At 66.4% G+C, this 17903-nt stretch carries 18 protein-coding genes; 11 read left to right on the plus strand and 7 right to left on the minus strand.

Going from position 1 to position 17903, the window contains the following annotated elements; translation table 11 throughout:
• Nucleotides 1-61: 61 nt before the first annotated feature.
• Nucleotides 62-364 carry a DUF1540 domain-containing protein gene (locus LFT45_RS05630; RefSeq protein WP_236807341.1) on the minus strand — a complete coding sequence of 101 codons (303 nt, stop codon included), beginning with the start codon at nucleotides 362-364 and terminating at the stop codon, nucleotides 62-64.
• A gap of 326 nt (nucleotides 365-690) precedes the next feature.
• Between LFT45_RS05630 and fdhA the strand changes: the two genes are divergently transcribed.
• Nucleotides 691-1902, plus strand: coding sequence for a formaldehyde dehydrogenase, glutathione-independent (fdhA, locus tag LFT45_RS05635; RefSeq protein ID WP_236807343.1), 1212 nt, complete (start codon nucleotides 691-693; stop codon nucleotides 1900-1902).
• 130 nt (nucleotides 1903-2032) lie between these two features.
• The gene (locus LFT45_RS05640) at nucleotides 2033-2329 is read left to right on the plus strand and encodes a hypothetical protein (RefSeq protein ID WP_236807351.1); all 297 of its coding nucleotides are present in this window, start codon (nucleotides 2033-2035) and stop codon (nucleotides 2327-2329) included.
• Nucleotides 2330-2382: 53 nt separating this feature from the next.
• On the opposite strand, the gene LFT45_RS05645 is transcribed toward LFT45_RS05640, so the two are convergent.
• A complete protein-coding gene (locus LFT45_RS05645; RefSeq protein ID WP_236807352.1) occupies nucleotides 2383-3156 on the minus strand; it encodes an HNH endonuclease family protein in 774 nt (257 codons plus the stop codon).
• Nucleotides 3157-3484: 328 nt separating this feature from the next.
• Here LFT45_RS05645 and LFT45_RS05650 point away from each other — a divergent pair, with 328 nt between their 5' ends.
• Nucleotides 3485-4030, plus strand: a complete 546-nt coding sequence (locus tag LFT45_RS05650; RefSeq protein ID WP_190607970.1) for a YceI family protein — start codon at nucleotides 3485-3487, stop codon at nucleotides 4028-4030.
• Between the two features lie 200 nt (nucleotides 4031-4230).
• On the opposite strand, the gene LFT45_RS05655 is transcribed toward LFT45_RS05650, so the two are convergent.
• Nucleotides 4231-4962 (minus strand): GntR family transcriptional regulator, encoded by a 732-nt coding sequence (locus tag LFT45_RS05655; RefSeq protein WP_236807359.1) that lies wholly within the window; start codon nucleotides 4960-4962, stop codon nucleotides 4231-4233.
• Between the two features lie 195 nt (nucleotides 4963-5157).
• Between LFT45_RS05655 and LFT45_RS05660 the strand changes: the two genes are divergently transcribed.
• The 7 genes from LFT45_RS05660 (at nucleotide 5158) to LFT45_RS05690 (ending at nucleotide 12247) form a co-directional block, all read left to right on the plus strand.
• Complete coding sequence (locus LFT45_RS05660; RefSeq protein WP_236807361.1) at nucleotides 5158-6567, plus strand: MFS transporter; 1410 nt, start codon at nucleotides 5158-5160, stop codon at nucleotides 6565-6567.
• A gap of 94 nt (nucleotides 6568-6661) precedes the next feature.
• Nucleotides 6662-7873 (plus strand): D-mannonate dehydratase ManD, encoded by a 1212-nt coding sequence (manD, locus tag LFT45_RS05665; protein WP_236807362.1) that lies wholly within the window; start codon nucleotides 6662-6664, stop codon nucleotides 7871-7873.
• 38 nt (nucleotides 7874-7911) lie between these two features.
• Nucleotides 7912-8868 carry a PfkB family carbohydrate kinase gene (locus LFT45_RS05670; RefSeq protein ID WP_236809010.1) on the plus strand — a complete coding sequence of 319 codons (957 nt, stop codon included), beginning with the start codon at nucleotides 7912-7914 and terminating at the stop codon, nucleotides 8866-8868.
• Nucleotides 8869-8936: 68 nt separating this feature from the next.
• A complete protein-coding gene (locus LFT45_RS05675) occupies nucleotides 8937-10322 on the plus strand; it encodes a mannitol dehydrogenase family protein (protein ID WP_236807364.1) in 1386 nt (461 codons plus the stop codon).
• Nucleotides 10315-10941, plus strand: coding sequence for a bifunctional 4-hydroxy-2-oxoglutarate aldolase/2-dehydro-3-deoxy-phosphogluconate aldolase (gene eda, locus LFT45_RS05680; RefSeq protein ID WP_236807366.1), 627 nt, complete (start codon nucleotides 10315-10317; stop codon nucleotides 10939-10941). The genes LFT45_RS05675 and eda overlap by 8 nt, the downstream gene beginning before the upstream one ends.
• 101 nt (nucleotides 10942-11042) lie before the next feature.
• A complete protein-coding gene (locus LFT45_RS05685) occupies nucleotides 11043-11240 on the plus strand; it encodes a hypothetical protein (RefSeq protein WP_236807368.1) in 198 nt (65 codons plus the stop codon).
• Nucleotides 11241-11332: 92 nt separating this feature from the next.
• On the plus strand, nucleotides 11333-12247 hold the full coding sequence (locus LFT45_RS05690; protein ID WP_236807370.1) for a serine hydrolase domain-containing protein: 915 nt from the start codon (nucleotides 11333-11335) through the stop codon (nucleotides 12245-12247).
• A gap of 112 nt (nucleotides 12248-12359) precedes the next feature.
• Here LFT45_RS05690 and LFT45_RS05695 read toward each other — a convergent pair whose 3' ends face one another.
• Nucleotides 12360-13556 (minus strand): TerC family protein, encoded by a 1197-nt coding sequence (locus LFT45_RS05695; protein ID WP_236807372.1) that lies wholly within the window; start codon nucleotides 13554-13556, stop codon nucleotides 12360-12362.
• A gap of 153 nt (nucleotides 13557-13709) precedes the next feature.
• Nucleotides 13710-14465 (minus strand): ArsR/SmtB family transcription factor, encoded by a 756-nt coding sequence (locus LFT45_RS05700; protein ID WP_236809022.1) that lies wholly within the window; start codon nucleotides 14463-14465, stop codon nucleotides 13710-13712.
• A gap of 231 nt (nucleotides 14466-14696) precedes the next feature.
• Here LFT45_RS05700 and LFT45_RS05705 point away from each other — a divergent pair, with 231 nt between their 5' ends.
• Nucleotides 14697-15500 (plus strand): chitosanase, encoded by an 804-nt coding sequence (locus LFT45_RS05705; protein ID WP_236807373.1) that lies wholly within the window; start codon nucleotides 14697-14699, stop codon nucleotides 15498-15500.
• A gap of 18 nt (nucleotides 15501-15518) precedes the next feature.
• Here LFT45_RS05705 and LFT45_RS05710 read toward each other — a convergent pair whose 3' ends face one another.
• On the minus strand, nucleotides 15519-17276 hold the full coding sequence (locus LFT45_RS05710) for a RecQ family ATP-dependent DNA helicase (RefSeq protein WP_236807375.1): 1758 nt from the start codon (nucleotides 17274-17276) through the stop codon (nucleotides 15519-15521).
• A 193-nt stretch (nucleotides 17277-17469) separates the two neighbouring features.
• Nucleotides 17470-17790 (minus strand): YegP family protein, encoded by a 321-nt coding sequence (locus tag LFT45_RS05715; protein WP_236807377.1) that lies wholly within the window; start codon nucleotides 17788-17790, stop codon nucleotides 17470-17472.
• Between the last annotated feature and the right edge of the window lie 113 nt (nucleotides 17791-17903).

Raw genomic sequence — 17903 nt, forward strand, 5'->3', positions numbered from 1 at the left:
GAGCGAGGAGCAGCGCCAACGGGGGACCCCACGTGCTTGCGCAGGCCAGAGAATGCGCAGATTAGTGGGCGGCCTGCCGTCCATTGTGGGAGTAGGTGAGGCAGTCGGCGTTGTCCGGGCCCGGGCCGACGTGGACTTCCGGTGCCTTGCACATGAGGTGGTCGTTGTGGACGCATTCCGACCGCTGGCATGCCCCGACGCCGGCGAGGACCTTCGGCAGGCCGCCGTGAATGCCGGTGTCGATGAACGTGGCACACGAGGCGTGGTCTGTGGTGCCGCCAACCGTGATGGCCTCGGCGTTGCATTCAGAATGGTCGTTGAAGGAGCAGTTGGTAACGCTGCAATCGGCTACATGCGTGCTCATGGATTCCTCCAAGATTCCGGACGCCCCGGCTGGGCGGCTCGCTCTTCCCAACGTAGGCCGAATGGGTCCAATCAAAAAGACCCAATTGTGTTGCGTAATTGATGTAATTGCTAAAACCCAACCCCTGAGTGTCTGCTCTCAATTTCCCGCCCAACCCCCATGGACCCGGTACGGGCAGCGTTCTAGACTGGCAGGACCCTCCACCTGTCAGGCCCGACGGCGTCGTCCGGTCTTCCGGGGGAATGCCCTGGAGGGCGCATCACATCACTCAGGAATTCACCGCCGACCCTTCACAGGGAGGGGTCCGTGACGCCAGGAGGAAAGAGATGGAAGGGAACAAAGCCGTTGCCTACAAGGGACCCGGCAAGGTGGAAGTCATCGATATCGACTACCCCACATTTGAACTTAAGGACGGGCCGGGCGTAAACCCGGCCAACGTGGGGCGCAAGGTGCCCCACGGTGCGATTATCAAGACGGTGGCCACCAACATCTGCGGCTCGGACCAGCACATGGTTCGAGGACGGACGACGGCGCCGCCCGACCTGGTGCTGGGCCACGAAATCACCGGTGAAGTGGTGGAAGTGGGGCCCGGTGTCGAATTCATCAAGGTGGGCGACCTGTGCTCCGTGCCTTTCAATATCTCGTGTGGCCGTTGCCGGAACTGCAAGGAGCGCAAGACCGGTATCTGCCTTAACGTGAACCCGGACCGGCCGGGCAGCGCGTACGGCTACGTGGACATGGGCGGCTGGGTGGGCGGCCAGGCCAACTATGTGCTGGTGCCGTACGCGGACTGGAACCTGCTCAAGTTCCCGGACAAGGACAAGGCCATGGAGAAGATCCTGGACCTGGCCATGCTCTCGGACATCTTCCCCACGGGCTTCCACGGCGCGGTGACGGCGGGGGTCGGCGTCGGGTCCACCGTATACGTCGCGGGTGCCGGTCCTGTTGGACTGGCAGCGGCGACGAGCGCGCACCTGCTGGGTGCCGCCGTCGTGATTGTGGGCGACATGAACAGCGACCGGCTGGCGCAGGCGCGCAGCTTCGGCTGCGAGACCGTGGACCTGACCAAGGGCGGCCCGCAGGAGCAGATTGAACAGATCCTGGGCGTGCCCGAGGTGGACTGTGCCGTGGATGCCGTGGGCTTCGAGGCGAAGGGCCACGGCCAGGGCGCCAAGGAGGCGCCGGCCACCGTGCTGAATTCGCTGATGGAAATCACTGCGGCGGGCGGCGCGCTGGGCATTCCGGGGCTGTACGTGACGGGGGACCCGGGCGGCATCGACGAATCTGCGAAGAAGGGTGCGCTGAGCCTGAGCCTCGGCACCGGCTGGGCGAAGTCGCTGAGCTTCACCACGGGCCAGTGTCCGGTGATGAAGTACAACCGGCAGCTGATGATGGCCATCCTCAACGACCGCGTGAGCATAGCCAAGAACGTCAACGCCAAGCCGATTCCGCTGGACGAAGCACCGAAGGGGTACGCCGAATTCGACGCCGGCGCCGCCACCAAGTACGTGCTGAACCCGAACGGATACCTCAGCTGACGTAGGTGCGGCGGCGGGGACACGCGGGCGGCCCGGCCCCAGAGGATGGGCCGCACGCGGTCCCCATTGCCGTCGTCGGCGAGTAGGGCCAGACTCGTGGAAAGACGGGCCCAGCCACAGGAGGAGATCCATGAACAGCCAACAGGACGAAACACCGCTCGAAGTGCCGGACGTTGACGCGTTTGAGCAGCGCCAGTCGGCGGGCGGGGAGTCCGGGGACGAGGAACAGCGGCCATTGCCCGAGGACGTTCCCGAGGCGGATGCCCTGGAGCAGCGGACCCCGCTGAGGTCCAACGGACCGGCCGCCGCCCCCGATCTCTCAGCCGAGGAAGCGGCCGAGGCCGACGCCATTGAGCAGGCCGCGGGCACGCCCGGCAGCGACGAGGACGACTACCCGTTCGCGAGCGAGGTGCCGGAGGAGGGCTGAACCGGCCGTTTGGCGGGCTCCCGGCTACGGTGCCGCCGGTTCGGTGCGGCCGGTTACTTGCTGCCGGCCACCGTGCCTCCGCACTGGGCCAGGACGGAGGCCATCGCGGTTCGCTCGGCCTGGGTCACCCACAGCTTGTACTTCGCCTTGACCGAAATCTGCCGCGCGACGTACGGGCAGCGGTAGGCCTTGCTGCTCGGCAGCCAGGTGCCGGCGTCGCCGTCGGACTTTTGCTGGTTGGCGGGGCCGGACGCGGCCAGCAGGTTGAGGGGATCGTTGGCGAAGGCCGTCCGCTGTGCCTTGCTGAGGCGCTGGGCACCCTTCTGCCACGCGTCGCTCAGGGCGACGACGTGGTCGATCTGGACTGCGCTGCTGGTTTTGCTGCCGCGCGTAAAGGCGATGGTGGTGGCCGTGTACGGATCTGCCAGGGAGCCGGTCAGGACGATGCAGTTCTTCGTTCCGGACTTGAAGGTTGTGGCTTTGAGGTCCCGGGCGAGGATGTCGTTGCGGGTGTCGCAGCCGTTGTGGTCCGTGTCCGACCATGCCGGGCCAAACTCTTCCCGGTCGTAGCCCGTTTTCGGTGCGCGTCCCTTGACCGGCAGGGTGGCAAGGAGGTCGGCTGCTTTGACGGCGTAGCCGGGCGCGTTGCCGGCCGGCCCGCCGGGAACAGCGTCCGACGACGGCTGCCGGGTTACGCTGATTGCGCCGCCGCAGGCGGTGGTGGCAAGGATGACGGCGGCAAGGGCGCCGGCTGCAAACCAGTTCCTTCTGCGGGGCGGTGCGTGGTGCAAGGCGGTGTACTCCCGTGGCGCTGGTTGTCGATTCAACGATCGATCGTACTGGCCGGGCGGGGTGAGCTGGCGGTGCCACGCGGAGGACGTCCTGAAACGCAGAGAGCCCCGCACTGCCTGACGGCGTTGTGCGGGGCTTCTCCTAGCGGCAGGACCACCTCGGATGGGGGATACGCGGTGGGCCTGTTCATAGGCTAGAGAAGTTTCCTGAAAATTGGCTAGGAATGTGCCAGCTTTCCGCTGGGCGTCTTTGGGTCCCCCGCATGGGCTCCTGTGAAGCTACTCGTCCTTGACTTCACCGTCGGGCTAAACCAGTGTTGAAACCGCACTGACCAGCAGGTTTTTCCCTCAAAGGAGATGCGTCATGACTCTTCCCGCAGGCCTGACCCCCGGCATCTGGACACTCGACATGTCCCACAGTGAAATCGGCTTCAGCGTGCGGCATGCCGGGATCAGCAAGGTCCGCGGGCGGTTCCGGGAAGCAACCGGCGAGGCTCATGTGCGGGATACCCTGGCCGATTCGTCGCTGCATGCCACCGTCAGTACCGCCAGCTTCGATTCCGGTGACGCCAACCGAGACGCCCACGTGCAGGGGGCGGACTTCTTCGACGTCGCGGAATTCCCGGAGATGACCTTCAAGGGCACTCACATCGACGGCGACGGCGAGGATTACACCCTGACCGGCGACCTCACCATCAAGGGCATCACCAAGCCCGTCGAGCTGGAGGTCGAGTTTACCGGCGTAGCTGTAGACCCGTTCGGTGCCACCCGCGCAGGCTTCTCTGCGGAGGCCGACATCAGCCGCAAGGAGTTCGGCCTGACCTGGAACGCGGCCCTGGAAGCCGGCGGGCTCCTGGTCAGCGACAAGGTGAAGATCAACCTCGAGGCCGCGCTGGTTAAGCAGGGATAAGCGCACCTCGGGTCCTCATGTCTGCCACTCCGGCCCGTCTCCCTGACATCCTCCGCGTGCTCGGTCGCGTGGACGCCCGCTGGGCGGACGTGACGCTCCCTTAGACGCACGCTTCGGGATGCCACGGAGACGGCAGGAAGCAAGGCCATGTCGAACCCTGTGAGCACCTGTCCGACCCAGGCGCCTCGTTTGAATGGGAGTCAGGAAAGCCGGGCGATGCTTCGCCTTACGGGGCGGGATGCTGTGCCGTCCGAGAAAAGTTCGGGTGATGCCGCCTGGATGCGCTTGACGTCCTCGAAGACGCCGCGCAGGTGCACGCGCAGCGAGCTGTCTGCTTCGGTGCGGTTGTTGGCCTCGAGTGCGTCCACCACGGCGGTGTGCTGTTCGATCAGGGTGGACACGGGCCGGGTGTCGATCAGGCTGAGCCGGCGGGCACGGTCCAGGTGGGCCTTGGCCGAGTTGACCGCGGTCCAGGCCGACTCGTGCCCTGCCAGGCGAAGGAGCTCGCGGTGGAAGTCCTCGTCGAGCCGGAAGAACTCCTCGACGTCGCCGGCGGCCTCTGCGTTCCGCTGTGCGGCCAGGATCTCCCGCAATCCGGCGAGCCCTGAGGCGTCCACCACCGCATCCTTGAGGGAGGCGCATTCAATGGCCTCGCGGACGAACTGTGCCTCCGAGACGCGGCCCAAATCCACGAGCGAGACGAACGAACCGATCTGCGGGAAGACCTGCACCAGCCCCTCTTCGCGCAGCAGGATGAGGCTTTCGCGCACAGGCGTCCGGCTGACACCCAGCTCCTGGGCGAGCTCGTTTTCGGACAGCGGCTCGCCGGGAGGGAGCTGCAGGGAAATGATGCGACGCCGGAGCGTATCCAGTGTCTGGTCCCGCACGGAGAGCCGCGGAGACTGCCCTTTTTCGGGTTTGCCGGTTGCCATGCATCCAGTGTAGCCATCGTTGACAAACTAGAATGGTAGTGCTTGTATGGTAGTCGATAGAGTGCGAAGACGAAGCAGAATCTTCTGCGAGCGCTCCTCCATTCGAGGCGTTGATCGGGTTCCCCCAGCCACATAGAAGGCCCGCGCACAAATGCCTCCTCACAGCACAGAACCTCCAAGGAAGAAGGACTGGAAATGCACGAACCAACTGCGGCATCGGCAGGCGCCGCCGCTGCGCTTCCGAAGTACGATCTGAAGAAGGTCCGGCGCACAGCGGCCGCATCATTCATCGGAACAATGGCGGAGTACTACGACTTCTTCATCTACGGCACAGCGTCGGCGCTCGTCTTTAACAAGATCTTCTTCCCTGAGATTGACCCCCTGCTGGGAACGCTTGCAGCCTTTTCGACCTACGCCGTCGGATTCTTCGCCCGGCCCTTGGGTGGCATCGTCTGGGGCCTCATCGGAGACCGGATCGGCCGGAAGAAGGCCCTCGTCTACACGTTGCTCATCACGGGTCTCGGCACATTTGCAATCGGTCTCTTGCCCACTTACGAAACGATTGGCCTGTGGGCGGCAGTGATTCTTGTCCTCGTTCGCCTGATCCAGGGATTCGGAGTGGGCGGCGAGCAGGGCGGCGCAGTGCTGCTCACAGCTGAGGCTGCCCCGCCAAACCGCAGGGGCTTCTTCGCGAGCCTGGTCCAGTTGGGATCTCCGGCTGCCTACCTGGTTCCCTCAGCCCTATTCGCTTTCCTGACCACTCAGCTGTCCGAGGAGCAGTTCCTTCTGTGGGGCTGGCGCGTGCCGTTCCTGCTCAGCATCGTTGTTGTTGCCGTCGGCCTGTACATCCGGTTGCGGGTCGATGAGTCGGAGACTTTCAAAGCGGTCAAGGAAAATGCCGCCTCACAGCAGGCGCCGATCAAGGTCATCTTCAAGAAGAGCCGCCGTGAAGTCTTTTTGGGTATGGGCTCCAAGTTCGTCGAGGCCGCGGTGTTCCCCTTTTACACGGTGTTCCTGGTCGCGTACTCCAAACACCTTGGCAATGACTCGGCATTTGTCCTCCAAGCCATCATCATCGCCATCGTTGCCGAACTCATCATGATCCCGGTCTGGGGGCACCTGACCGACCGCTTCGGACGCAAGAAGATCTTCCTGGCTGTGGCCGTTCTCAACCTCTTCCTGATCTGGCCTGCCTTCAGCGCCATTGCCAGCGGAGACCCACTCCCGATCATCGCGATCCTCATCGCCGGTCTGGCTCTGGGGCACGCCGGAACTTACGCACCGCAGGCTTCCTACTACCCCGAGCTCTTCCCGGTCCGCGGCCGTTACACCGGTGTCTCCATCGTGTGGCAGTTCGGAGCCATGATCGCCAGCGGTCCCTTCACGGTCGTTGCCACGGCGCTGCTCGCCGCCGGTGGTGGCTCGGTGACAGGCGTGGCTATCTATGTCTCAGTACTGATCCTGATCAGCGTCGTCTGCCTGGCGTTCCTTCCCGAGACTGCCCCAGGCAGGCTCGGAGGCAAAGAATATGCGGATTGGGCTCTCGATTCTCAGCCCTCCAACGACGGCAGCATCGACGCCGCCCACCGGGCGCCTCTCTCCTGACCCAGCTGACTCGCAGTAGTTGTCGTTTTGACGGCTCAAAACGACAACTACTGCGAGCTACTTGCAAGACCCGACACACTAAAGGACCCCACCAGTGAAGATCACCGACGCACGAGTAGTGGTTTCGTCGCCAGGACGGAATTACGTCACGCTCGTTATCGAAACCGAGGACGGGATTACCGGCATCGGCGACGCCACCCTCAACGGACGTGAACTGGCCGTGGCGTCCTACCTGTCCGAGCACCTCTGCCCGCTGCTGATCGGCCGCGACGCCCGCCGCATCGAGGACGCCTGGCAGTACTTCTACAAGGGTGCCTACTGGCGCCGCGGGCCGGTGACAATGACCGCAATCGCCGCGATCGACGTCGCACTCTGGGACATCAAGGGCAAGGCCGCCGGCATGCCGGTGTACGAGCTGCTGGGCGGCGCGGCCCGCGAGGGCGTCATGGTCTACGGCCACGCCAGCGGCTCCTCGCTGGATGACCTCAGCGCCGACTTCCAGCACCACCTGGACCTCGGCTACAAGGCCATCCGCGCGCAGGCTGCCGTGCCGGGGCTGGAGAAGACCTACGGGATCGCGCCGGTGGACGGGAAGACCTACGAGCCTGCCAGCGGCAACATCCCGCAGGAGGATCTGTGGGAGACCACCGCGTACCTGGACTTCGCGCCGAAGATGATGGCGCACGTTCGCGAGCAGTTCGGCTACGGCGTGCACGTCCTGCACGACGTCCACCACCGCCTGACGCCTATCGAGGCCGGCAGGCTGGGCGCCTCGCTGGAGCAGTACCGCCCGTTCTGGATCGAGGACCCGACGCCGGCCGAGGACCAGTCGGCGTTCCGCCTGATCCGCCAGCACACCACGACGCCGATCGCCGTGGGTGAGGTTTTCAACTCGATCTGGGACTGCCAGCAGCTGATTACCGAACGCCTGATCGACTACATCCGCACCTCGGTCTCGCACGCCGGCGGCATCACGCACCTGCGCCGCATCTTCTCGCTGGCGGATCTGTACGGCGTCCGTTCCGGCTCGCACGGCGCGGGCGACCTCTCGCCGGTGTCGTTCGCCGCGGCGCTGCACGTGGACATGAGCATTCCCAACTTCGGCGTGCAGGAATACATGGGCCACCGCGACCCCGCCAACGAGGTGTTCAAGACCTCTTACACCTTCACCGACGGCTACATGCACCCCGGTGACGCTCCGGGTATCGGCGTGGAGTTCGACGAGGAGGCTGCCGCCAAGTTCACGTTCGACCCCAAGTATCTGCCCATCAACCGCCGCCTCGACGGGTCGGTGCATGACTGGTGAGTAATCCGACTGAAGCACAGGCGTTCGACGTGGTTGCCATGGGGGAGATCCTCCTCGAGGTGGCCACCGACGTCCCGTTCGGGCACGGTGTTCCGGCCCAGCTCGGCATCTCCGGTGACGCGCTGAACGTCGCGGCGGCTGCCGCTGCCGCCGGTGCCCGCACCGCGCTGCTGGCGGTACTGCCCGACGACGACCTCGGCCAGGCGGTCGCCGCCAGGATCGCTGAGCTTGGCATTTCCACGGACCTGCTGAAGTTTCGTCCGGGCCAGCAGGGCGTGTACCTGGTGCACTGCGACCCCGACGGGCAACGTGAGTTCTCGTACGCGCGCAGCGGCAGCGTCGGCTCCACGCTGCGGCCGGACGACGTGGACCCGGCCGTCTTTGCCGCGGCCGGGGCCGTGATTGCCGGCGGCATCGCCTGCGCCATCTCGGCCACGTCCCGCGCCGCCGTGTACCGGGCCGCCGAGGTGTCCCGCCGCTTTGTCTTTGACCCGAACTACCGGCCGCGGCTCACCTCCATGGAGGACGCGACGGCGGCCGTGCTTGACCTGGCGCCGAGGGCCTTCCTGGTGACGCCGTCCTTCCCGGGGGAAACGTCGGCGCTGCTGGGCACGTCCTCGCCGGCCGAAGCGGCCGCCAAACTGCGGGCGCTGGGCACGGCCAATGTGGCGGTGACGTGCGGGGCCGAGGGCATCCAGCTGGAGAGCGGCATCGATTCGGCCTGGATCGAAGCCATACCTGCGCCGGCAGTGGTGGACCAGACAGGAGCAGGTGACGCCTTTGTGGGCACGCTGACCGCGCGGCTGGTGCTCGGCGACGGCCTTCCCGAGGCTGCCCGCTACGGCGCAGCCGCGGCCTCGCTCGTGGTGGGCGGCAAGGGCGGCACGGGCTTCATTCCGAGCTTCGAGCAGACCCGCGCCCACGCCCTGGGGGCTGACACCCGTGGGGCGGACCCACTGGAGGCACCCGAAGGAGAGCTGTCATCGCACGCCTGAGCACATCCTCGCTCGCTGCCAGCGGCCATCAGCCCCTGCTGCAACGGGAAAAACTGAAGCCCGGCATCGTGCACCTGGGCCTGGGCGCCTTCGCCCGCGCCCACACCGCCGTCTTCACCGAGAACGCCATGCTGGCGTCCGGGGAATCCGGCTGGGGAATTACCGGAGTCACTCAGCGCTCGGACACCGTGGCCCGGCAGCTCGCCCCGCAGGATGGGCTATTCACCCTGGCCGAAAGGGGCGAGGGGGCGGCACCGCTTCGGGTTGTGTCCAGCATCGTGGAGGCCATCTCTGGACGGGACAACCCGGCCGCCGTGGTGGACCGGATCGCCGCGCCGGAGACCCTGGTGGTCACGCTGACCATCACGGAGAAGGGCTACCGGATTGACCCGCGCACCGGCTCCCTCAACCTGGAGGACGCGGAGATCCGGGCGGACCTCGATGGCCCCGCGCCGCTCACGGCCATCGGGCAGATCGCCCGCGGGCTGCAGCAGCGTTCCCGTACCGGGGCCGGCCCGCTCACCGTGGTCTCCTGCGACAACCTTTCCGGGAACGGCGAACTGACCGGGAGGTTGGTGCACGCCTTCGCCGCCGCCCTGCCGGCCGCTGAAGCCGAACCGCTCACCGCGTGGCTGGACGCCAACGTCACGTTCCCCAGCACCATGGTGGACCGGATGGTGCCGGCCACGACGGCGGGCGACCTGGACGCCGTCGAACGTGAACTTGGGCTGCGGGACGAGGCCGCCGTGGTGGCTGAGCCGTTCCTGCAGTGGGTCATCGAGGACAACTTCGCCGCGGGCCGCCCGCGGTGGGAGGACGCCGGAGCCCTGTTCAGCAGCGACGTCGCGGCCTGGGAAGCGGCGAAGCTGCGGCTGCTGAACGCGAGCCATTCACTGCTGGCCTATCTCGGCCTGGCCGCCGGCAAGGAGACCATCAGCGACGCCGTGGCAGAGGAAGCGTTCTTCACCGCCGCCCGCCGCATGATGGCAGAGGACGTCCTGCCCACCATCACCCTTCCGGAGGGACTCGACGCGGACGAGTACTGCGTCCAGGTGCTCACGCGCTTCGCCAACCCCGCCCTCGGCCACACCACGGCCAAGGTAGGCAGCGACGGTTCGCAGAAGATCGGCCTGCGCCTGCTCAGCACCGTCCGGGGAAACCTCGACGCCGGCCGCGAACCCCGGTGGGCTGCGCTCGCCGTCGCTGCGTGGATGCGGCACGTGGCCACCACGCCGGCGGAGAAGCTGGACGATCCGCTGGCCGCCGAACTCCAGGCCGCGTTGCCGGTTTCGCGGTCCGGGGCCGATGTGGTTGCCGCGCTGCTGGGCTGCCGCAGCGTCTTCGATGCCGAACTCGCGGTGCATCCCGGGTTCGCCGGCCTCATCATCCACTGGTACAGCATCATCGACACGCACGGGCTGGACGGCCTGAGAAAAGAGATCAACCATGGCTGACGCCACCAGCGTTCTGAACGTCTCCCCGGTCATCCCCGTGGTGACCATCGACGACCCGCAGCATGCGGTACCAGTTGCCCGGGCGCTGGCCGACGGCGGCGTCCGGATCATCGAGCTCACGCTGCGGACGGATACGGCGCTGACTTCGCTGAAGGCCATCGCCAACGAGGTGCCGGACATCCTCGTGGGAGCGGGGACCATCCTCACTCCCGCACAGGCGGACGCCGCTGTGGCGGCGGGCGCGCAGTTCCTGGTCAGCCCCGGCGTGACGCCGTCGCTGCTGGACCACATGCTCTCACTCGAGGTGCCGGTGCTTCCGGGCGTAGCCACGGTGGGCGAGGTGATGGCCGTGCTGGAGCGCGGGCTGGACACCATGAAGTTCTTCCCGGCAGGACCCGCCGGCGGCCCGCCGTACTTGGCGGCCATCGGAGCGCCCATCCCGCAGGTGACGTTCTGCCCGACCGGCGGCATCAGCCTGGCCACCGCGCCGGACTACCTCAAGCTGCCCAACGTCAACTGCGTCGGAGGCAGCTGGCTGACGCCCCGCGCCGCCGTCGAAAGCGGGGACTGGCAGCAGATTACCGAACTGGCACGGGAAGCGGCCGGGCTGCGCGCATAATACTCCGCCGTAGCCATGCCTTCGGTACGCGCGTAAAGTCGGGAAAGACCGGTCCTAAACCGGTCGCAGCCTGAACAGACGCACAACCTAAGGAGTTCATCATGAACTTGGGCAACATGATCAGGAATGCCGCAGGACGTATTTCCGGACGGACCACGCAGGGAACCACCGGCGGATACACGAGGGGCTACACGCGGGGCACCAGGCCCTACACCACGGGACGGACCTCTTCCATGGGCCGCGGCCGCACCGCCGGGGGGATCGGAGACAAGATTCGCCAGATGCTCCACAGGCACTGACGCTGGGGCACACCAGTCCGGCCCCGGAGGTCCATGGCGACCCCGGGCTGTCGCAACAAATACTGGAAGCGTTAGGCCGCAGCCACCCTGTGGTGGCTGCGGCCACTGTTTCTGCAGGGGAGGTTGCCGTGGCGAGCCGCGGCGCCTCTCTTGCTGCTGACTTCGAAATTGGCTCGGTCTCCAAGGGGATCACGGGGCTGCTGTATGCCGACGCCCTAAGCCGGGGCGAGCTCAGCCCGGACACAACGCTGGGGGAGCGGCTGCCGCTCGGCGACTGCCCCGCCGCCGGCGTGACCCTGATTTCGCTAAGCCGGCATTCTTCGGGCCTGCCGCGGCTGCCCCGGCAGGCGGGAACTCTGCGGCGCACCCTTGCCCTTCTATTGCACGGTACCAACCCCTACGGCGAAAGCCTGGCGGAGCTGCTGGAGCAGGCCCGCGACGCGCGTCTGTCCGCCGGACGTGGAGCCCCGCGGCCGCGCTACTCCAACTTCGGCTTCGAGCTGCTAGGCCACGCTGTCGCCGCCGGTGCAGGCTTGGGCTTCCAGGACCTGCTCCGCGAGCGGCTCGCCGTTCCGCTCGGGCTGGGCTCCGTTTACGCGCCAGCCACTGCCGCTGAGGTGCGTCCGACGGCGGTCACCGGCCGGAGCCGCTCGGGCCGGGTGATGCAGCCGTGGACGGGTGAAGCGGTTGCTCCGGCCGGCGGAATCCGTGCCTCGATCGGCGACATGGCCCGGCTGGTGCAGGCGCTGCTGGAGGGATCAGCCCCGGGCCTGGCCGCGCTGGATCCCGTGGCGAACTTCGCCGGCCCGGCGGCCCGCATCGGTGCCGGCTGGATGACCCTGGAGGTGAAGGGCCGCGCCGTCACGTGGCACAACGGCGGCACCGGCGGTTTCCGCTCCTGGGTGGGGCTGGACCGGAAGGCGGGGACCGGCGTCGTACTTCTGACGGCGACAGCGGCGCCCGTGGACCGCCACGGCTTCCGGCTCTTGGCCGGGCTGGTCCCGTAGGGGAACTGCGGGAGCCTCGGAGACCTAACGCAACAAAGCAACGCGGGGTCACTTATAGCCCGATAAACCCTCCGAATTGGGCGGTAAGTGACCTCGCGTTGCTCTTGGTGGGCTACTTCTCGCCGGCGCGCTCCAATGCCTGGTCGTGCTCGGCGTGGGCCTGGCGGATCAGGTTCATGAACTCGGTCTGGTTCCGGATGAGGCGCTTGTACTTCTCCGGGAGCTTCTTGAGTTCCTGCTCCTCGCGGACCAGCTTGTCGAAGATCCGCTCGCGTTCGGCGATGTCCGTCTCGTAGTTGAGGTCCACGTACGTGGTGGCGTGCCGCCTGGCACCGGAGACCATGGTCTTGGCCTTGCCCTTGGGGCTGAGGAGGGAGCCGACGATGGTGACGGCCAGTACACCGAGGATCACGCTGAGCGAGAGGCCGGTGCTGATCTCGACGACGTTCACGTGTTCGCCGTCGTTGATGAACGGCAGGTTGTTCTCGTGCAGGGCGTGCAGGATCAGCTTCACGCCGATGAAGCCGAGGATGGCGGCGAGGCCGTAGGAGAGGTAGATGAGCCGGTCGAGGAGCTCGTCGATCAGGAAGAACAGCTGCCGCAGACCCATGAGCGAGAAAGCGGTGGCCGTGAAGACGATGAACACGTTCTGCGTCAGGCCGAAGATGGCCGGGATGGAGTCCAGCGCGAAGAGAATGTCCGTGGCGCCGATGGCCACCATCACCAGGAGCATCGGCGTGAGGACCCTCTTGCCGTCCACCTCGGTGAAGAGCTTGTCGCCGTCAAAATGGTCCGAGGCCGGCAGGAACTTCTTGGCGAGCCGGACCACGAGGGTTTCGGTGTCGTCGTCGTGGTTGTCCGGCTTGAGCAGGTTCCCGGCGGTGACCAGCAGGATCAGCCCGAAGATATAGAACACCCAGGCGAAGCTGTTGATCAGCGCGGCGCCGAGGAAGATGAAGCCGGTCCGGGCGAGCAGCGAGAAAACGATGCCGAACAGGAGCACCTTCTGCTGGTCGGCGCGCGGCACCTTGAAGCTGGACATGATGATCAGGAAGACGAAGAGGTTGTCCACGGACAGGGCCTTCTCGGTCACGTAGCCGGCGAAGTACTCGGTGCCCATCTTGGAGCCACCGAAGAACCAGACGCCGAGGCCGAACACGAGTGCCATCCCCACGTAGATGGCCGACCACGTGGCGGATTCCTTCAGGGACGGGGTGTGGGCCTTGCGGACGTGGAAGAAGAAGTCGAAGACCAGGAGCGCAACGATCCCGGCAATCGTGAGGGTCCAGACGATAGGGGGAACTTCCATGCTGCCTCTTTCCTGAGCGTTTCGGGCGGGGCGTGCAAGACAACCCTACCCAGTGCGCTCAGGCGCCTGCCCCGAACTGACTCGCAGTTGTTGTCGTTTTTGGGCCCTCAAAACGACAACAACTGCGAGTCAGTTGGGTTGGAAGCGTGCCGCTCAGCCGTACATCAGCGAGCCCGGCGTGGTGAGCTTTTCCCCGGTCTCGAGCCAGGTCTTCAGGCCCGAGAGGATCATCGGCCAGCCGCCGTAGAGCTGCTCGTTGGCGCCTTCGCGGAGCTGGTCGTGCGTGACGGTGAGGTGGCACGAATCGTCGCCGACCGGCTCGATTTCCCAGGTGACGCGGGAAGTGCCCTCGGCCTTGACGTCCTCGCCCCAGAGCGCACGCATGGTCTGCACCAGCCGGCGCGGAGGATCGACTTCCAAGTTCTCACCCTCGCCCAGGAGCGCCCCGGCTTTGGGGTTGCCCATCTCGAAGCGGGAGCCCGGCGTCCAGTCCGACTTCAGCGTGTTCCCGAACTGGTACTTGCTGCGGATGTCGCTGTCCGTGATGGCTTCCCAGAGCCGTTCCGGAGTGGTCTTGATGTAGATTTCGAAGATCTTTTCCATGGGACTTTCCAATCGGGATTTGAGGTCGCTGAGCGCAGCGGCCCATGGTTCTGCGTATTTGCTCACCCAGCGGTCGTGGACGAGCCTGATGGGCACCGGATTGAGGAAGTGCAGTTTCTCGCGGCCGCGGCGCCTGGTCACCACGAGGCCCGCCTCTTCCAGGATCTTCAGGTGCTTCATGACGCCGAACCGGGTGATCTCGAACCGCGCCTCCAGCGCGCTCAGGGTCTGTCCGTCCTCGCTGAAGAGCGCGTCCAGCAGGTCCCTGCGGATGGGGTCGGCGAGGGCCTTGAATACGGCGTCCACATAGTCAGAATAGGTGACCATTTGGTCACATGTCAACGCTTCCAGTGGGTGCCGAGCCGCGTTCAATACACACCCGTGAAGGGGGGGTCTGTTGCGGCTGCGGGGCAAAATGCTAGATTCGCCCTACTTCAACACCTTGGCCGGAAGCGCGAGGCACATCATGACTGTGATCATGCGACAGCGGGACAACACCGTCGGCCTTTCGGCTTCGGCCTGCGGCGGGTGGTCCTGATGTTGGAACGGTTCCTGGCGCGGCTTGGCCAGAAATCCGCCAACGACGGCCAGGGACGCCCGGACATCACCGGACCCGTCTACAAGGAGATGGCGCTCCAGCTCACCTCCACTGCGGAGAATTCCACGCCGGACTGGACCACCGCGTATGGCTACATCGAGGACATCAATGACGGGCGTGGCTACACCGGCGGGCTCGTCGGGTGGTGCAGCGGCACTGGGGACATGCTGACGCTCGTCGAGTCTTATGCACAGGCAGCGCCCGGCAACGCACTGCACAAATATGTGCCGGTGCTGCAACCCATCATGGAGGCGAAATACAAGCGCAGGCCGGCGCTGAGCCACGAGCTGCTGGATCCACACTTCGTGTCCGACTGGGCGAGGGCAGCCAATGACCCCGCCTTCCAGAGGGTCCAGCAGCAGGAACGGGACCGCGTTTACTGGGGACCGGCGCTGGCAGCGGCAGTGCGGGACGGCGTTGGGCCGCTGGGGCTTGCGATCTACTACGACGTGTCCGTCAACCACGGCCCCGGGGATGACGACGAGTCGTTCGGCGGCATCCTGGCTTCGGCGCGTCGCGCCAATCGGCCGCCTGCGGAGGGCGGGGACGAAACCAAGTACCTGAGCGGCGTGGTCGATGCCCGGGTAAAAATTCTCAAGTCCTGGGGCGACTACCAGCATGACGGCCGCCAGAATATCCACTTCGGACTCCTGAAGTCAGGCAACCTGGAGCTTGTCCCGCCTTTCAGCTGGTCCATCTATGGCGACCGGTTCGAGCTTGGCTCCTATCCGCAGCCGCGCTAGCCGGGCTCGCTGACCCGCCTAAGTCGCCAGCGTCAGCAGCTTCCCCTCGGTCACGGCCTGGCGGGAGAGCGTCTTGTAGCCCTCCTGCTCGAAGAGCACGGTGATCACGTCCTCCTCGTGCCGCATGACGATGCCCGCGCCCCACTCCTTGTGAACCACTGCCGCCTGGAGCGGGAAGGATTCCCCGCCGGCGGCAGCCGCGGCGCCGTCGTCGTAATCCTCCTCATAAGCCGAGCCGTCCGCGCAGTTGTCGCAGTTGCCGCAGGGCTCGGGCAGGTCCTCGCCGAAGTAGCCCAGCAGGAACTGGCGCCGGCAGGCATCGGTCTCCGCGTAGCCCCGCGCCATCTCGATCCGGGACCGGTCCACACGCTGGCGTGCTTCGGCGAGTTCGACGGCGTGTTCCACCACCTTGGGCAGCTTGGCGTCGGTGTCCAGCCGGATGCCCCGCTTGAGGGCCTTCACGGAGCGGGTCTCCTGCAGTTCGTTGAGCAGGCCGGTCAGACGCCGCGACGGGATGCCGGTCTGCTCGGCGAGCGCCTTCTGGGTGACCGGGCCGTCGGCGGCGCGCAACGCGGTGAGGACGGCGAGCAGCGCGTCCTCGTCCGGCTTGTGCGTGCCGAAGAACTTGCGCAGGCCCAGATCCTCGGGCCGGTAGTGCAGGACGGCGGAGGCAGGGTCTCCGTCGCGGCCGGAGCGGCCGATCTCCTGGTAATAGGCGTCGAGGGACTCGGGGATGTCGGCGTGGATCACGAAGCGGACGTTGGGCTTGTCGATGCCCATGCCGAACGCGGTGGTGGCCACCACAACGTCGAGTTCGTCGTCGAGGAACTGCTCGTGGACCTGGTCGCGCTCGCTCTGCTTCCTGCCGGCGTGATACGCCGCGGCACGCAGCCCGCGCTCGGTAAGTTCCGCCGCATAGGTCTCGGTGTCCTTACGGGTGGCGGCGTACAGCAGGCCGGGACCCTTGAGGCCTGCCACCTGCTCGACGACGGCGCGCCACTTGTCCCGGGCCTCGAGGTGCCGGACGACGTCGAGCCGGATGTTGGGCCGGTCGAAGCCGCGGACCAGCACCAGCGGGTCCTTCATGCGCAGGCGCTGCTGGATCTCGTCACGCACCGGGGGAGAGGCGGTGGCGGTGAGCGCGGCGACGGGCGGGTTGCCGAGCTGCGCGCGGACCTCGCCCAGGCGCAGGTAGTCGGGGCGGAAGTCGTGCCCCCAGGAGGAGACGCAATGGGCCTCGTCCACCACGAACAGCGAGACGTCCATGGCGGCCAGCCGCTCCACGGTCTCGGTCTTGGCCAGTTGCTCGGGGGCCAGGAAGAGGAATGCCGCCTCGCCCCGCTCGGCGGCCTCCCACGCGTCGGCCACCTCCGAATCCTTCCGGCCGGAGTTGATGGCAGCGGCGGACGCCCCGCCCAGGTCCTCCAGCAGGCCGTCCAGCTGGTCCTCCTGGAGGGCAATCAACGGGGAAACGACGACGGCGGGACCGCGCCTTGCGCTGTTGGCAGCGGCGGCGTCGGGGTGCTTGGCTTCGTGGCCGCCGTGGATGAACAGGGCGGCAACCTGGTAGATGGCCGACTTGCCGTAACCAGTGGGCATGACGGCGAGGACATCGCGGCCCTTGACGAGGGCACGCATGCCCGCGAGCTGGCCGTCCCGAAGGTGGGGGAGCCCGTAGGCGTCGGCGGCGAGCTGGCGGAGGCCGGCGTCGGGATCGCTGTTGGTATCTGTGCTGTTGCCGGTTGTGTCAGGTGTGGCGGCGAGGGCTTCGGTCATGGTGGCAGCTCCGTACGGGCGTTCCAAGGCCGGGTGTCTTCAGCCGTGGAATCCACCCTAGTGCGAGGTCCGCCGCGAGTCATGTCCCGATGGTGCCGTCATGTCCCGATAGTGCCGTCATGTCCGCCACAGGGCAGGGGCATCTGCGGACCGGCCCGCCACACAGCCGGCGGGCCCGTCATTTTGTCGCCCGTCAGAGCGAACGGATCCTTCGGACCCCAGTTCCTCGTTCCCCGGCCCCTAAGTCCGCGGCCGGGAAGCGCGTATGGGAGTGGATTCTCACGGTAGCGTGGGCGGCCCTGGACTTCGGGATGATGACCTCGCCATGCCCGCCGCGGCTCATGTCGCGGATAAGTCCGGTCCCGGCGACTTCCCTGGTCCAGGCAATCCCCGCCACGGCAGCCTCTTTGGTGGGGTAGTTCACCGAGACGGCCACCAGGCCGCCCGTCCCGTCCAGAAGCCTGACGCGGAAGCCGCCGTCCGGGGCATCGATGATTTCAAAGTAGCCGGCCATGACAAACCCCTTCGTTCGTGCATCTTCTTGCCATGTCCCCTTAGCCTATTTTGGACCTTTCCTGCCCGGAAGGACCGCCCTTTTGAGCGCCGGAATCCGGAAAGCAATTAACC

It is taken from the genome of Arthrobacter sp. FW305-BF8 (assembly GCF_021789315.1).
In the GTDB taxonomy this organism is placed as follows: domain Bacteria; phylum Actinomycetota; class Actinomycetes; order Actinomycetales; family Micrococcaceae; genus Arthrobacter.

Excerpts from the sequence above, each read along its gene's own strand:
- LFT45_RS05655 (WP_236807359.1), bottom strand. The coding sequence starts at position 4,962 with ATGGCAACCGGCAAACCCGAAAAAGGGCAGTCTCCGCGGCTCTCCGTG.
- LFT45_RS05640 (WP_236807351.1), top strand. The coding sequence starts at position 2,033 with ATGAACAGCCAACAGGACGAAACACCGCTCGAAGTGCCGGACGTTGAC.
- LFT45_RS05650 (WP_190607970.1), top strand. The coding sequence starts at position 3,485 with ATGACTCTTCCCGCAGGCCTGACCCCCGGCATCTGGACACTCGACATG.
- eda (WP_236807366.1), top strand. The coding sequence starts at position 10,315 with ATGGCTGACGCCACCAGCGTTCTGAACGTCTCCCCGGTCATCCCCGTG.
- LFT45_RS05670 (WP_236809010.1), top strand. The coding sequence starts at position 7,912 with ATGGGGGAGATCCTCCTCGAGGTGGCCACCGACGTCCCGTTCGGGCAC.
- LFT45_RS05685 (WP_236807368.1), top strand. The coding sequence starts at position 11,043 with ATGAACTTGGGCAACATGATCAGGAATGCCGCAGGACGTATTTCCGGA.
- LFT45_RS05710 (WP_236807375.1), bottom strand. The coding sequence starts at position 17,276 with ATGACCGAAGCCCTCGCCGCCACACCTGACACAACCGGCAACAGCACA.
- LFT45_RS05660 (WP_236807361.1), top strand. The coding sequence starts at position 5,158 with ATGCACGAACCAACTGCGGCATCGGCAGGCGCCGCCGCTGCGCTTCCG.
- LFT45_RS05715 (WP_236807377.1), bottom strand. The coding sequence starts at position 17,790 with ATGGCCGGCTACTTTGAAATCATCGATGCCCCGGACGGCGGCTTCCGC.
- fdhA (WP_236807343.1), top strand. The coding sequence starts at position 691 with ATGGAAGGGAACAAAGCCGTTGCCTACAAGGGACCCGGCAAGGTGGAA.
- LFT45_RS05695 (WP_236807372.1), bottom strand. The coding sequence starts at position 13,556 with ATGGAAGTTCCCCCTATCGTCTGGACCCTCACGATTGCCGGGATCGTT.
- LFT45_RS05630 (WP_236807341.1), bottom strand. The coding sequence starts at position 364 with ATGAGCACGCATGTAGCCGATTGCAGCGTTACCAACTGCTCCTTCAAC.
- LFT45_RS05705 (WP_236807373.1), top strand. The coding sequence starts at position 14,697 with ATGTTGGAACGGTTCCTGGCGCGGCTTGGCCAGAAATCCGCCAACGAC.